Origin of the sequence: Haloferax sp. KTX1, from assembly GCF_902410085.1 — an archaeon.
GTDB lineage: Archaea > Halobacteriota > Halobacteria > Halobacteriales > Haloferacaceae > Haloferax > Haloferax massiliensis.
Map to the genome: position 1 here is coordinate 222903 of NZ_CABPRH010000001.1, position 12309 is coordinate 235211.

A 12309-nucleotide genomic window follows, 5' to 3' on the forward strand; every position below is an offset into this window, starting at 1 on the left:
CGTGACCGAGACCAAACGCGCGCTCTGGGACCGCTTCGTCGACCGCTTCGTCGACGCCGCGGACCCGATTTCACTTTTCGAGACGACCGCCGACGGGACCGTCGAGACCATCGCGTACGGTCGCTCCGGCCGGCGGACGCTCCGCCGCGGCGAACGCATGGAGCGCCGGCTCCGCGAGGCCGGCGGCCGCGTCGTCGCCGACTACGACCGCCGCGAGGGTCGCTACGGGGGCCTCGTCTACATGATGTACTCCCTCGACGGCGACGAGGTCGTCCCCCGGTACCTCGGCAAGTGCGGGAAGTTCGGCGCGTCCGGCACCGACCTCAACAGCAACCTGAAGAACGTCGACACCAACGACGGCAAGCTCGCGCGCTGGGGCTACGGGAACTACTACCACTTCGGCGACCTCTCGTCGGCCGCCTTCCGCGGCGACGGCCCGGGCAAGTACGACCGCTGGCTGGACGCGCTGTTCGCTTCGACCGACCCGCCGCGGCTCCGCGAGCCGGTGTACTTCTGGGTCGAACCGTGGGCGGTCGGCACCGAGGGGCCGTACCCCGACACGCGGCCGTACCTCGAAGAACTGGAGTACCAGCTCATCGGCATCGCCTTCGAACTGTATCCCGAGCGCCTGCTCAACACCGAGGGCGTGCCGACGAACCCCGAGGCGTACGCGAAGATGCGCGGCTGGACCGACCGCGAGGACGCGCGGCTTTCGGACTTCTGACACCCAAACCGATTTCTCGTCGCCGGGGCAATTCGAGGTATGCGAACGTACGACATCGAGCGCTACCTGAACATCAGGAGCGCCTACGGCGCCTCGTTCTCTGCCGACGGCGAGCGCCTGTCGTTCCTCATGGACACGACGGGCGTCCCGCAGGTCTGGACGGTCGATTCGCCCGGCGCGTGGCCCGAACAGCGGACGTTCTACGAGGAGCGCGTCACCTTCGCCTCGTGGTCGCCCGAGCGCCCCGAAGTCGCCTTCGGCATGGACAACGGCGGCAACGAGCGCGCGCAGTTGTTCCGGCTCGAACCCGACACCGGCGTCATCGAGAACCTGACAGAACACCCGGACGCCAAGCACCGCTGGGGCGGCTGGAGCCGCGACGGCGAGCGGTTCGCGTTCACCTCGAACCGCCGCGACAACGCCGTCTTCGACGTGTACGTGCAGGCTCGGGACGGGACCGGCACCGACGCCGAACTCGTCCACGAGGGCGACGGCTGGCTCACCGTCGGCGGGTTCTCGCCCGACGACTCGAAGCTCATCGTCCAGGAGGCGTACTCGAACTTCGACCAGGACGTGTCCGTTCTCGACCTCGCCACCGGCGAGCTGACCCACCTCACGCCGCATCAGGGGACGGTTCGCTTCCAGAGCCCCGAGTGGGGCCCCGACGGCGAGAACGTCTACATGGTGACCGACCGCGGGAGCGACACGCTCGAACTCGTCCGCTACGAGCTCGCCTCCGGGGAGTTCACGACCGTCGAGACCGGCGGCGACCACGAACTGGAGGGCATCAGCATCGACCACGACTCGCGTCGGCTCGTCTACTCGCGGAACGTCGAGGGCTACACGGAACTCACCTTCGGCGAACTCACCGCGCCCGACCGCATCGACGCGCTCCCCCAGCCCGACCTGCCGAACGGCGTCGCCGGCGGCGTCTCGTTCTCGCCGGACGGCGAGCGCGCCGCGGTCACCGTCACCGCCAGCGCCGACACCGCCAACGTCTACGTGGTCGAGTTGGCCACGGGCGACGCCGAGCGGTGGACGCTCGCGGCGACGGCCGGTATCCCGCGGGACACGTTCGTCCCGCCCGAACTCGTCCGGTATCCGACGTTCGACGGCCGCGACATTCCGGCGTTCTTCACGCTCCCCGAGGAGTCGCCCGAGGGCGAGACGCCCGTCATCGTGGACATCCACGGCGGCCCCGAGTCCCAGCGCCGGCCGTCGTTCTCGTCGGTCAAGCAGTACTTCCTCTCGCGGGGCTACGCCTACTTCGAGCCGAACGTCCGCGGCTCCGCGGGCTACGGGAAGGCCTACGGCCACCTCGACGACGCGGAAAAGCGGATGGACTCCGTCGCCGACGTCGAGGCCGCCGTCGAGTGGCTCCACGACCACCCGGCGGTCGACCCGGACAAAATCGTCGCCATGGGCGGCTCGTACGGCGGGTTCATGGTGCTCGCGGCGCTGACCGAGTACCCCGACCTGTGGGCCGCCGGCGTCGACATCGTCGGCATCGCCAACTTCGTGACGTTCCTCGAAAACACGGGCGACTGGCGGCGCGAACTCCGCGAGGCGGAGTACGGGTCGCTCGACGACGACCGCGAGTTCCTCGAATCCATCTCGCCTATCAACAACGTCGAGAAGATTCGCGCGCCGCTTTTCGTCCTCCACGGCGAGAACGACCCGCGGGTGCCGGTCAGCGAGGCCCACCAACTCGTCGAGGAGGCGAGGGAACACGCCCACGTCCGCGAACTCATCTTCGACGACGAGGGCCACGGCTTTACCAAACTGGAGAACCGCATCGAGGCGTACTCTCAGATAGCCGATTTCCTCGACGAGTACGTCCGGAGCGCGCCCGCCGCGGACGACTGAGCCGGACCTACCTTATTTTCCGTTAGAGTCAAAGCGCGGGACGCCGAACCCCCGTCTATGAGCGCGGACTCCGAACAGCGAACGATCCGGTGTCTCATCGCCAAGGTGGGACTGGACGGCCACGACCGCGGTGCACACGTCATCTCTCGCGCCTTCCGCGACGCGGGATTCGAAGTCATCTACTCGGGGCTGCACCGCGCCCCGGACGAGATTATCCAGGCGACGGTCCAAGAGGACGTCGACGTGCTCGGCATCTCTATCCTCTCCGGCGCGCACAACACGCTCGTCCCGAAGGTGATGGCGGGCCTCGAAGAGTACGGCGCGCTCGACGACACGCTCGTCATCGTCGGCGGCATCATCCCCGAAGAGGACCGACCCGGTCTCCTCGAAGAGGGCGTCGACGCCATCTTCGGCCCTGGCACGCCGATGCAGGAGACCATCGACTTCGTGAAGGAACACGCGCCCGAGCGACCGTGACGATGAGCCGGGCGGTCGAATCCGACCTCGTCGAGCGCCTCCTCGACGGCGAGCACCGGGCGCTCGCGCGGGCCATCACGAAAATCGAGTCGCAGTCGCCCGGCTATCGGGACATCGTCTCGGAGCTCCACGCGCACACGGGCGGCGCGTCCGTCGTCGGCATCACGGGCAGTCCGGGTGCGGGCAAGTCCACGCTCGTGGACAAGCTTGCGAAGCACTACCGCGACCAGGGCGAGACGGTCGGCGTCATCGCGGTCGACCCCTCCTCGCCGTACACCGGCGGGGCCGTCCTCGGCGACCGCATCCGCATGGCCTCGAACGTCGGCGACATGGACGTGTTCTTCCGGTCGATGAGCGCCCGCGGCCAGCTCGGCGGCCTCTCGACCGCCACCGCGGACGCCGTGAAGGCGCTCGACGCCTTCGGGAAAGACCGCATCATCATCGAGACGGTCGGCGCGGGGCAAAACGAGGTGGACGTGGTGAAGACCGCGGACACGGTCGTCGTCCTCGTCCAACCCGGCAGCGGCGACGACGTGCAGATGCTCAAGGCGGGCATCCTCGAAATCGGCGACCTGTTCGTCGTCAACAAGGCCGACATGGAGGGCGCGTCGCGCACCGTCGCCGAGCTACAGGAGATGATTCACCTCCGCGACGACCCGCGGGCGAACCTCGATACGGGCCACCACGGGGCCGAGGCGTTCGACGACGCCGGGCACGGGGGCGACCACGGCGGGCACGCCGACACGGGCGGCTCCGAGTCGGAAGGCGGCGCTGACGCCCCCGACGCCACCGACGACGAACCGCTCGTCTGGACGCCGCGGGTCCTCGAAACCGTCGCCACGACCGGCGAGGGAATCGACGAGTTGGTCGAGACGCTGGACGACCACCGCGACTACCTCGACGCCTCCGGCGAGTTGGCGGAGAAGGCCCGCAAGCGCGCCGGCGAGGAGATTCGACAGCTCCTCCGAAGCGACGTGAACCGGCTCCTCGAAGCCGAACTCGACCGTCGCGGCGGCGTCGAGGAGTTCGCCGAGGCCGTCGTCGAAAAGGAGACCGACCCGTATGCGGTCGCCGAAGACGTGCTCGAACCGCTCCGGGAGTGTCTGGACGACCGGGACGACTGACGTTGAGGCGACCCGGACGCGGACGGGACGCCCCCTCGCCCGCAACCCCGCCACGGGCGGGCGAATTAAGGCCACCGCGCGCCATCTACGTGACATGAAACTCCGACGAGCCATCGGACTGGCCGCCGCGGGCGTCGGTCTCACCGCCGCGACCAACGCGGCCCTCTCGAAGCGCGTTGGCCCCCTCGAACCGCCGCTGTCCGGGACTCACGGGACGTACCGCTGGCGCGGCATGGACGTGTCGTACGTCGAAGCCGGAGACGAGGACGACCCGACGCTCGTCCTCCTCCACGGTATCAACGCCGCGGGGTCGGCCGGCGAGTTCCGCGAGGTGTTTTCCGACCTCGCAGAGGAGTACCACGTCGTCGCGCCGGACCTCCCCGGCTTCGGCCTGTCGGACCGCCCGGCGCTGTACTACTCGCCCGCGCTCTACGAGGACTTCGTCGGCGACTTCCTCGCCGAGTACGACGACCCCGCGGTCCTCGCCTCGTCGCTCACCGCGGCCTACGCCGTCGCCGCCGCGGACCGGGACGACGTGTCGGTCTCGCGGTTCGTCCTCGTCTGTCCCACGTCGCGCGGCGGCCCCGACCCCAAGGAGTGGCTCCGCGAACTCGTCCGCGCCCCGGTCGTCGGCGAGGCGCTTTTCAACGTCGTCGCCTCCCGGCCGTCGATTCGCTACTTCAACGCCGACCACGGCTACTACGACCCCGAGAAGGCGGGCGAGGAGTGGCAGGAGTACGAGTGGCGCACCGCCCACCAGGAGGGCGCGCGCTTCGCGCCGGCGTCGTTCATCTCCGGCTACCTCAACACCGACATCGACCTCGCGGAGGCGCTGTCGTCCCTCGACGCGCCGACGACGCTCGTCTGGGGCCGCGAGAGCGACATCACGCCGCTGAAGCGGGGTCGGGACCTCGCGGACGCCGCGGACTGCAGGCTCGTCGTCTTCGACGACGCGATGTTGCTCCCGCACGTCGAGTTCCCGAACGCCTTCGTCGACACCGTCCGCAACGCCCTCGACTGAGCGGGACCGAAGCCGCGGCCGCGGCCACGAGCCGAACCGACCCCAACCCGAACCAACCACCCGAACTGAACCGATGCTCGACTCCCTGTCGCTGTTCTCGCTGTTCCTGTACGGAGCCGTCGCGCTCCTCGCGGCCGGCTTCTGGGCGTGGCTCCTCGGCTCGTACGTCTTCGGCTGGCGCTCGCCGCTGGAGGCCGTCGAGGCGCGCGAGAAATAACGTGCAGCGGTGCGGCGCTACTCGCTCGCGGGTCGGAACACGAGCAACTGCTCGCCGGTGGTCGCGTTCGTGCCCGTGCCGACCGAGACGGCCCTGCCGAGGTCGACCTCGTCGGCGGGCAGGTCGCGGACGACGCCCGTGAGTTTGACCGGGCCGAACGACGCGATGGCCGTCACGTAGGGCGCTTCGTCGGCGAACTCCGGCGCGGGGACGTGCACCTCGGTGAAGGTGAGTATCTCGCCCGTCCCGGGGAGCGGTTCCTCGGTCAACTCGGCTGCGCCGCAGTGCGGGCAGGAGCGCCGCGGCGGGAGCGACCCGTGACCGTCGGGACACGCGAGGTAGTAGCCCTCGCCGTCCGCGACTGCGGCCAGCCACTCGTCGTAGCCGGTGTCGGTCATCGGTCCACCTCCAGGACGTGGACGACCGCGCTGGCGACGGTCCCGCCCGCGTTGTGGGTGACGCCGACCCGAGCGTCGGGGACGGCGTCGCTGTTGCCGTGGTCGCCGCGCAGGAGCTTCGTCATCTCGACGATTTGGGCGGTTCCCGTCGCGCCGACCGGGTGGCCCTTCGCCTTGAGGCCGCCCGAGAGGTTCACCGGGAGGTCGCCGTCGCGGGTCGTCTCGCCGCGGGCGGCCGCGCCGACGCCCTCGCCGCGGTCGTAGAGGCCGAGCGATTCGAGCGCGAGCACCTCGGCGATGGTGAAACAGTCGTGGACCTCGGCCACGTCAACGTCCTCGGGGCCGATGCCGGCGTCGGCGTAGGCGGCGTCGGCGGCGTTCGTCGCGGCGGGCGTCCGCGCGAGGTGGGGTCTGTCCTGAAGTGCGGCCTTGTCGCCGCCCTGTCCCGACCCGGTGACGGTGACGGGCGCGTCGAGGCCGTGGCGCTCGGCGTAGTCGTCGCTGACGAGGACGACCGCGCTCGCGCCGTCGGTGATGGGACAGGCGTCGTAGAGGGAAAGCGGGTCGGCGACGACCGGGCTTTCGAGCGCGTCGTCGACCGTGATTTCGCGGTGGAACTGCGCGTAGTCGTTCTGCATCGCGTTGGCGTGGTTCTTCACCGCGATATGCGCGAGGTCCTCGCTGTCGCCGCCGAAGGCGTCGAAGTACGCGCGGGCCATGAGCGCGTACGCGCCGGGGAACGTGACCCCCGCGCGGACCTCGAACAGCTCGTCCGCGGCGATGGCGAGCGACTGGGTCACCTCGGCGGTGCCGAGGTTGTTCATGCGCTCCATGCCGCCGGCGAGGACCACGTCGGCCGCGCCGCTCCGAATCGTCGCGACGGCCTGCCGGAAGGCGACGCCCGCGGAGGCGCAGGCCTGCTCGTAGCGGGTCGCGGGGCAGTCGAGGCCGGCGGCCTCGGCCATGACCGGCCCCTGATGGCCCTGCTTCTCGGCGAGTTCGCCCATGAAGTTGCCGTAGAAGAGTTCCTCGTAGTCGTCGCGGGAGACGCCGGCGTCCTCGCGGGCGGCGAGGGCGGCCTCCGCGAACAGGTCGCGGCCGGTTCGCTCGGGGTGACTGCCGAACTTCGTCAGTCCGACCCCGGCGATTCGCACGTCGGTCATGAATGAACGTACGTGATAGATGGTCCTTGAACCTGCCGCTCGCCCGCGGTCCGCCCCGCGCCTCGTCCCTCTCATTCCCGCGCTCGCGGCCGCGACCCGGCGGGCCGCGGTCCCCATCGACGTCGGTCGGTTTTCGCCCTCGACTGACGCTCGTTTTCGACCCATCGCAACGGTTACCACGGCCCCGCGAGACGGTCCACTATGAGTGACTGGATAGGCGACACGTTCACCAGCGAGGTCGGCTGGAACCACCTGGAGCGACTCGTCGACATCGGCAACCGGATGACCGGCTCGCCCGGCGAGCGAGAGGCGATGGAGGCGACCCGAGACGCCCTCGACCGCGTCGGCGCGCGGAACGTCCGCATCAACCCCTTCGAGATTCAGGGCTGGGAGCGCGGCGACAGCGCCGTCTACGCCGCCGACACCACGCAGGACTGCATCGCGCTCCCGCGCAGTCCCGCCGGCACCGCGAGCGGCGAACTGGTCGACCTCGGCTACGGCCTGCCCGAGGACTTCGACCGCGACCTCTCGGGGAAGGTCGTCGTCGTCTCCACGACGGTCCCCGACCACTACGACCGCTTCATCCACCGCCGCGAGAAGTACTACTACGCCGTCGAGGCCGGCGCGGCCGCGTTCGTCTTCGCCAACCACGTCCCCGGCCAACTCCCGCCCACGGGGAGCGTCGGCACCGCAGAGGCCCCCATCGGCGACATCCCCGCCGTCGGCGTGAGCAAGGAGGTCGGCGCGCGCCTCCGCCGTCGGTTCGACGGCGACGAGGTGACCGTCGACGTGACCTGCGAGACGCCCGCGGCCGAAAGCGGGAACGTCCACGCCGAACTCGGCCCCGACACCGACGATGAGGTGCTCGTCACGAGCCACCTCGACGCTCACGACATCGCCGAGGGCGCGATGGACAACGGCGCGGGCACCGCGATGGTGGTCGAAGTCGCCCGCGCGCTCGCCGCCCGCGAGGACGAACTCGACACGCGCGTCCGCTTCGTCTGCTTCGGCGCGGAGGAAGTCGGCCTCGTCGGCTCCGGGTACGAGGCCGACCGCCTCGGCGACGCTCGGAGCGACGTGAAGGCCATCGTCAACAACGACGGCGTCGTCGCCGGGCGGACGCTCAAGCTCACCACCCACGGCTTCGACGAGCTCGAAGCCGCCGCCGACGCCGTCGCCGAGCGGTTCGACCACGACGTCTCGACGCTCCCCGAACAGCTCCCCCACAGCGACCACTGGCCGTTCGTCGCCCGCGGCGTCCCGGCGTACATGGTCGGCAGCGAAAAGGAGGGCCGCGGCCGCGGCTGGGGCCACACCCACGCCGACACCATCGAGAAACTGGAGTCGCGGACGCTCCGCGAGCAGGCGATTCTCCTCACGGAACTGACCGTCGAGCTCGCCGACGCCGACCGCGAGATACCCCACGCCGACCCCGCGGACATCGCGGCGGCGCTCGAAGCCGAAGACCAAGCGGAAGGCATGAAAGTCACCGGCGACTGGCCGTTCTGAGGCGTCGGCGACGCGGACGGTCCGCGGAATCTCTCTTTCCCACCGCCGGACCGAACCACGAGGGCTTTTATTCGCGGCGGCGTAGCACGGGACGATGCTACGGGGGCTCGCCGCGGGTGGACGACGATGAGATTCGGTATCGTCGGTGACGACTCGGTCGCCACCGCCGTCAGAGCGGCCGGTGCGTCGGTCGAGCCGGAGCCCGCCGACGCGGACGCCGTCGTCGCGGTCGGCGAGTCGGCGCTCTCGGCGGTCGCGCTCGGTGCCGAGTGGTCGTGTCCGGTCGTCCCCGTCGACTGCGCCGCGCCGTGGTCGCCAAAGCGGCACGAACTGGAGTCGCGGCTGTCCGCGTTCGTCGCCGGCGGCGGCCGCGTCGTCGACCACCCGACGCTCTCGGTCGGCGAGGGCTCGTCGGCGCGCGCGCTCTTCGACGCGATGCTCGTCACGAGCGAGCCGGCGCACATCTCCGAGTACGGCGTCGCCCACGCGGAGACGGCGGTCCCCTTCTCGACGGACCCGACCGACGAGTCGCGCGCGGCGGCGCGCTGGACGCCGGTCGACGAGTTCCGCGCCGACGGCGTCGTCGTCGCCACCCCGCTCGGGAGCTCCGGCTACGCGCGCGCCGCGGGCGGTGCGGTCGTCGGCCCCGCCGCCGGGCTGGCCGTCGTTCCCGTCTCGCCCTACGCGACCCAGACGAACTCGTGGGTCCTCCAACCCCCGGTTAGACTGTCGGTCGAACGCGACGACGCGCCCGTCTCGCTCGTCGCCGACGACGAGGTCGTCCGGGAGATACGCCCGTTCGAGTCGGTGGTCATCGACCGCGACGGGAGCGTCCCGATTCTCGTCGAGTGAGCGCGGGGCGGTTCGACGCCGTCGCCGAGCGGCGACGCTCGACGCGGCGAAAATACGTGTTCCTCGTGAGCGATGCGAGCGCGGCGACGCGGAGAAGACTGCGTCGCGTGCTTAGACGATGAGATTCCAGTAGTCCGAGACGACGAAAAACAGGCTCTGGAACGCGGCGTACAACAGCACGAGCGTCGCGGCGACGAGCGACCCGTTCGGGCGTTCGAGCGGCTTGTCCGTCCGAGCCTCGACTTTGCGCGCTTCGAACTCGAAGAAGTCGGTGACGAACATCCCGACGACCAGCACGGTCAGCACCATGCCGCCGTGCGGTTCGACGAGCAGATAGAGGAACGAGGCCAACACGACCGCGCCCGACGTAATCGAGTGCGGGAGGTACCGAGAGACGGCCTCCTCGCCACCCTCCTCGGCCTGCCGGACGTGCGACCGATGGGCGAGAAAGCGCGTCGCGAAGTTAGCGAGCACGAGCGCGAGCGCCAGGTGCGGGACGATCGGTTCGACCGCCGTCAACTGATCGAGCGGGACGAGGAACTGTAGTGGGTGCATACAGGACCGTCGGGGCGAGACTCATTAGAGTTTTTCCAATCCGACGCGGTAGGTCGACCGAAGCGCGACCGCTATCGTGAGGGGGTTCTTCCGCGACTCGAATCGAGATGAGAGGAGAACTGACCGCGCCTCGGCCGGCTTACTGCGCGTTGCGGCGCTCTTCGAGCGCGGACATGATCTGGTGGCCCGCGGGGATGAGCACCCAGAAGGTGAGCGCGCCGAGGAGCGCGAACCAGAGGAACACGTCCATCAGCGTGACGCCGATGACGTTGAACAGTCCCTCGGTCGCGCCGGACGACAGCGGCTCGATGAGCTGTTTGCTGCTCTCGAAACTGCTCGTCCGGTACCACGACGCGAGCACCAGCCACGCGAGTCCGGACCCGGTCAGGATACCCAGTCCCTTGATGAATTCGTCAGCCATTGTTCGAGTCTTCGCCGGAGTCCTCTTGAGACTTTCCCATTCCTCGGGCGCGGAATCGGGTCCCGAGCGTGTAGACGACCGCGCCGAACGCGATGACGCTCAGCCCGACGACCGCGAGCGCCGTGCTGAGGAGGCCGTCGGCGACGCCGATGCCGAGCGCGCCGAGCGCGGCGGCGACGACCGCGCGGAGGGCGCTCACTTGGAGCGTCGCGGCGTCGAGGAAGACGAATCCGAGGACCACGCTGACGACGGCGATGAGCGTCGAAAAGACGGTGATCGTCTTGTAGAGCCGCATGGGAACGACGATGTCGCGGCGGCCGCGCCGCGTCTCGTCGCTCTCGCGGAGTCGGTCGGTCGCGTCGCTGTCTGTCATTGGTGGCGCTAAGAGGGGACAGGTGGTAGTGGTTCCGCTCTATTTCGGCGGACGAAGCCGGTAGTAGCGGCGGTTGAGGTTGTACATGTACCCCTCGCGCATCGTCTTCAGCACCGCGTAGGTGATGGTCCCGAAGACGAACGGGAGCAGGAACGTCAGGTCGAACAGCAGGTCGACGTTCATGGGCATGAGGTTCTTGATGGCCAGAAGCGAGATGGTCAGCGCGAACACCACGCCGAAGACGCCGACCGCCGACCAGAACGGCTGCTCGACGGGGCGTCGGGCCGAGCCCTTGTTCAGGAAGGGCACGATGGCGATGAAGCCCACGACGACGACGTTCGCCAGCACGCCGTACGTGCGGTCGGCCATCAGCATCTGATCGCCCAGAATGGCGATCTCGGGGTTGAGGGGGCCGAGTTTGAGCAGGCCGAACGACCAGTAGAGATACCAGTCGGGCAGGATGACCGCCGGCGTGGTCGACGGGTTCGCCGGGGCCCCGATGTGCGGCGGCATCGTCGCCGAGAGGAACAGGATCATCCCGACGAAGAACGACGCGATAGAGAGGTTGCGGACGGTCTCGTGGGGCCACGTGGGGAACGCGAGCACGTCGCGTTCGACGTAGTCGGACTCCGTGCGGAGGTCCTGGTCTTCGCGGCGTGCGCGCTCGAAGTACTCGTAGGTAAGCCGAGAGAGGCCGGTCTTGCGAGCCTTGCGCTCGCTCCACGTCGGCGTCTCGTCGTCCGGGGCCACGATGCCCGCGCCGTCGGATCGAATCTCCTCGTTTTCGGGTTCGTTGTCGCTCATAGTTGTCACCTCAGTGCGGCTCCGCGATGCCCTGCACCCACACGATACCGATGTGAATCGCGATGAGCGTCGTCACGACGAACGGGAGCAGGAACACGTGAATGATGTACATGCGCTGTAGCGTCGACTGGCCCAGCGAGAAGCCGCCGAACAGGAGCTGTGCGACCCACTCGCCGGCGAGCGGAACCGACAGCGCCATCTCGACGCCGATCTGACCGGCCCAGAACGCGAGCTGGTCCCACGGCAGGAGGTATCCGGTGTACCCGAACACCATCGTCAGGCTGATCAGGACGATGCCGAGGAGCCAGTTCAGCTCGCGGGGTTCCTTGTACGACCCCGTGAAGTAGACACGGAGCATGTGTAGGAACACGGCCGCGACCATGACCTGCGCCGACCAGCGGTGGACGGAGCGGAGCATGAAGCCGAACTGCAGGTCGCGCATGATGAACTCGATACTGTTGTAGGCCGTGGTCGGGTCGCCGGTCGTCGCGGGCGAGTAGTAGAACCCGAGAAGGGCCCCGCTAATCGCCGCGACGACGTACGCGAGCGTCGAGAACAACCCGAGCGTGTACAGCGGATACCAGTACCAGAACTTGTTGTCGAGGTTGTACTGCTCGGTGTGGCTCTTCGGCATCTGGAGGTTGACTCGGTAGTAGAGCGTCTCCAGAAGTTCCAGATAATCGACGATGCGGAGTCGCTTATCCAGCCAGATGAGCGTGGTGAGGAAGGTGGCCTCGACCGGGGTGAGGTCCTTCTTTTTCATCCAGGCCTTGTGGTCGTAGTCGTCTTTGCGTTCGAGACTCAT

15 protein-coding genes are annotated in these 12309 nt (G+C 68.9%); 8 read left to right on the top strand and 7 right to left on the bottom strand.

From position 1 onward, the window contains the following. Position 1: 1 nt before the first annotated feature. The 6 genes from FY251_RS01145 to FY251_RS22365 all read left to right on the top strand — a co-directional run bounded on the left by FY251_RS01145 (position 2) and on the right by FY251_RS22365 (position 5429). Positions 2-724 carry a hypothetical protein gene (locus FY251_RS01145; protein WP_148413093.1) on the top strand — a complete coding sequence of 241 codons (723 nt, stop codon included), beginning with the start codon at positions 2-4 and terminating at the stop codon, positions 722-724. A 39-nt stretch (positions 725-763) separates the two neighbouring features. Further along, positions 764-2590 (top strand): S9 family peptidase, encoded by a 1827-nt coding sequence (locus FY251_RS01150; RefSeq protein ID WP_148413094.1) that lies wholly within the window; start codon positions 764-766, stop codon positions 2588-2590. Positions 2591-2647: 57 nt separating this feature from the next. After that, positions 2648-3067: a cobalamin B12-binding domain-containing protein gene (locus FY251_RS01155; RefSeq protein WP_004044106.1), complete on the top strand. Its 420-nt coding sequence runs from the start codon at positions 2648-2650 to the stop codon at positions 3065-3067. A gap of 2 nt (positions 3068-3069) precedes the next feature. Then, positions 3070-4191: a methylmalonyl Co-A mutase-associated GTPase MeaB gene (gene meaB / locus FY251_RS01160; RefSeq protein WP_148413095.1), complete on the top strand. Its 1122-nt coding sequence runs from the start codon at positions 3070-3072 to the stop codon at positions 4189-4191. A 94-nt stretch (positions 4192-4285) separates the two neighbouring features. Next, positions 4286-5212 (top strand): alpha/beta fold hydrolase, encoded by a 927-nt coding sequence (locus FY251_RS01165; protein WP_148413096.1) that lies wholly within the window; start codon positions 4286-4288, stop codon positions 5210-5212. Positions 5213-5285: 73 nt separating this feature from the next. Then, complete coding sequence (locus tag FY251_RS22365) at positions 5286-5429, top strand: hypothetical protein (RefSeq protein WP_187367312.1); 144 nt, start codon at positions 5286-5288, stop codon at positions 5427-5429. Positions 5430-5446: 17 nt separating this feature from the next. Here FY251_RS22365 and FY251_RS01170 read toward each other — a convergent pair whose 3' ends face one another. Next, positions 5447-5827 carry a Zn-ribbon domain-containing OB-fold protein gene (locus tag FY251_RS01170; protein WP_148413097.1) on the bottom strand — a complete coding sequence of 127 codons (381 nt, stop codon included), beginning with the start codon at positions 5825-5827 and terminating at the stop codon, positions 5447-5449. After that, complete coding sequence (locus FY251_RS01175) at positions 5824-6990, bottom strand: thiolase domain-containing protein (RefSeq protein ID WP_148413098.1); 1167 nt, start codon at positions 6988-6990, stop codon at positions 5824-5826. The genes FY251_RS01170 and FY251_RS01175 overlap by 4 nt, the downstream gene beginning before the upstream one ends. 201 nt (positions 6991-7191) lie before the next feature. Between FY251_RS01175 and FY251_RS01180 the strand changes: the two genes are divergently transcribed. Together FY251_RS01180 and FY251_RS01185 are read left to right on the top strand one after the other, a co-directional pair. Continuing rightward, the gene (locus FY251_RS01180) at positions 7192-8499 is read left to right on the top strand and encodes a M28 family peptidase (protein ID WP_148413099.1); all 1308 of its coding nucleotides are present in this window, start codon (positions 7192-7194) and stop codon (positions 8497-8499) included. Between the two features lie 126 nt (positions 8500-8625). After that, positions 8626-9351, top strand: a complete 726-nt coding sequence (locus tag FY251_RS01185) for an NAD(+)/NADH kinase (protein ID WP_148413100.1) — start codon at positions 8626-8628, stop codon at positions 9349-9351. Between the two features lie 111 nt (positions 9352-9462). Here FY251_RS01185 and FY251_RS01190 read toward each other — a convergent pair whose 3' ends face one another. From FY251_RS01190 to FY251_RS01210, 5 genes are all read right to left on the bottom strand, one after another. Next, the gene (locus tag FY251_RS01190) at positions 9463-9906 is read right to left on the bottom strand and encodes a hypothetical protein (protein WP_089778864.1); all 444 of its coding nucleotides are present in this window, start codon (positions 9904-9906) and stop codon (positions 9463-9465) included. A gap of 139 nt (positions 9907-10045) precedes the next feature. Next, a complete protein-coding gene (locus FY251_RS01195) occupies positions 10046-10327 on the bottom strand; it encodes a hypothetical protein (protein ID WP_148413101.1) in 282 nt (93 codons plus the stop codon). Further along, positions 10320-10700: a hypothetical protein gene (locus FY251_RS01200; protein ID WP_148413102.1), complete on the bottom strand. Its 381-nt coding sequence runs from the start codon at positions 10698-10700 to the stop codon at positions 10320-10322. The genes FY251_RS01195 and FY251_RS01200 overlap by 8 nt, the downstream gene beginning before the upstream one ends. 39 nt (positions 10701-10739) lie before the next feature. Continuing rightward, positions 10740-11504, bottom strand: coding sequence for a cytochrome bc complex cytochrome b subunit (locus tag FY251_RS01205; RefSeq protein WP_148413103.1), 765 nt, complete (start codon positions 11502-11504; stop codon positions 10740-10742). A 10-nt stretch (positions 11505-11514) separates the two neighbouring features. Next, the gene (locus tag FY251_RS01210) at positions 11515-12309 is read right to left on the bottom strand and encodes a cytochrome bc complex cytochrome b subunit (RefSeq protein ID WP_089778858.1); all 795 of its coding nucleotides are present in this window, start codon (positions 12307-12309) and stop codon (positions 11515-11517) included.

What these genes read in the sequence shown, in the direction of transcription:
- FY251_RS01195 (WP_148413101.1), bottom strand. Translation starts at nt 10,327, where the DNA reads ATGGCTGACGAATTCATCAAGGGACTGGGTATCCTGACCGGGTCCGGA.
- FY251_RS22365 (WP_187367312.1), top strand. Translation starts at nt 5,286, where the DNA reads ATGCTCGACTCCCTGTCGCTGTTCTCGCTGTTCCTGTACGGAGCCGTC.
- FY251_RS01155 (WP_004044106.1), top strand. Translation starts at nt 2,648, where the DNA reads ATGAGCGCGGACTCCGAACAGCGAACGATCCGGTGTCTCATCGCCAAG.
- FY251_RS01200 (WP_148413102.1), bottom strand. Translation starts at nt 10,700, where the DNA reads ATGACAGACAGCGACGCGACCGACCGACTCCGCGAGAGCGACGAGACG.
- meaB (WP_148413095.1), top strand. Translation starts at nt 3,070, where the DNA reads ATGAGCCGGGCGGTCGAATCCGACCTCGTCGAGCGCCTCCTCGACGGC.
- FY251_RS01170 (WP_148413097.1), bottom strand. Translation starts at nt 5,827, where the DNA reads ATGACCGACACCGGCTACGACGAGTGGCTGGCCGCAGTCGCGGACGGC.
- FY251_RS01175 (WP_148413098.1), bottom strand. Translation starts at nt 6,990, where the DNA reads ATGACCGACGTGCGAATCGCCGGGGTCGGACTGACGAAGTTCGGCAGT.
- FY251_RS01190 (WP_089778864.1), bottom strand. Translation starts at nt 9,906, where the DNA reads ATGCACCCACTACAGTTCCTCGTCCCGCTCGATCAGTTGACGGCGGTC.
- FY251_RS01205 (WP_148413103.1), bottom strand. Translation starts at nt 11,504, where the DNA reads ATGAGCGACAACGAACCCGAAAACGAGGAGATTCGATCCGACGGCGCG.
- FY251_RS01180 (WP_148413099.1), top strand. Translation starts at nt 7,192, where the DNA reads ATGAGTGACTGGATAGGCGACACGTTCACCAGCGAGGTCGGCTGGAAC.
- FY251_RS01150 (WP_148413094.1), top strand. Translation starts at nt 764, where the DNA reads ATGCGAACGTACGACATCGAGCGCTACCTGAACATCAGGAGCGCCTAC.
- FY251_RS01165 (WP_148413096.1), top strand. Translation starts at nt 4,286, where the DNA reads ATGAAACTCCGACGAGCCATCGGACTGGCCGCCGCGGGCGTCGGTCTC.
- FY251_RS01185 (WP_148413100.1), top strand. Translation starts at nt 8,626, where the DNA reads ATGAGATTCGGTATCGTCGGTGACGACTCGGTCGCCACCGCCGTCAGA.
- FY251_RS01210 (WP_089778858.1), bottom strand. Translation starts at nt 12,309, where the DNA reads ATGAGTCTCGAACGCAAAGACGACTACGACCACAAGGCCTGGATGAAA.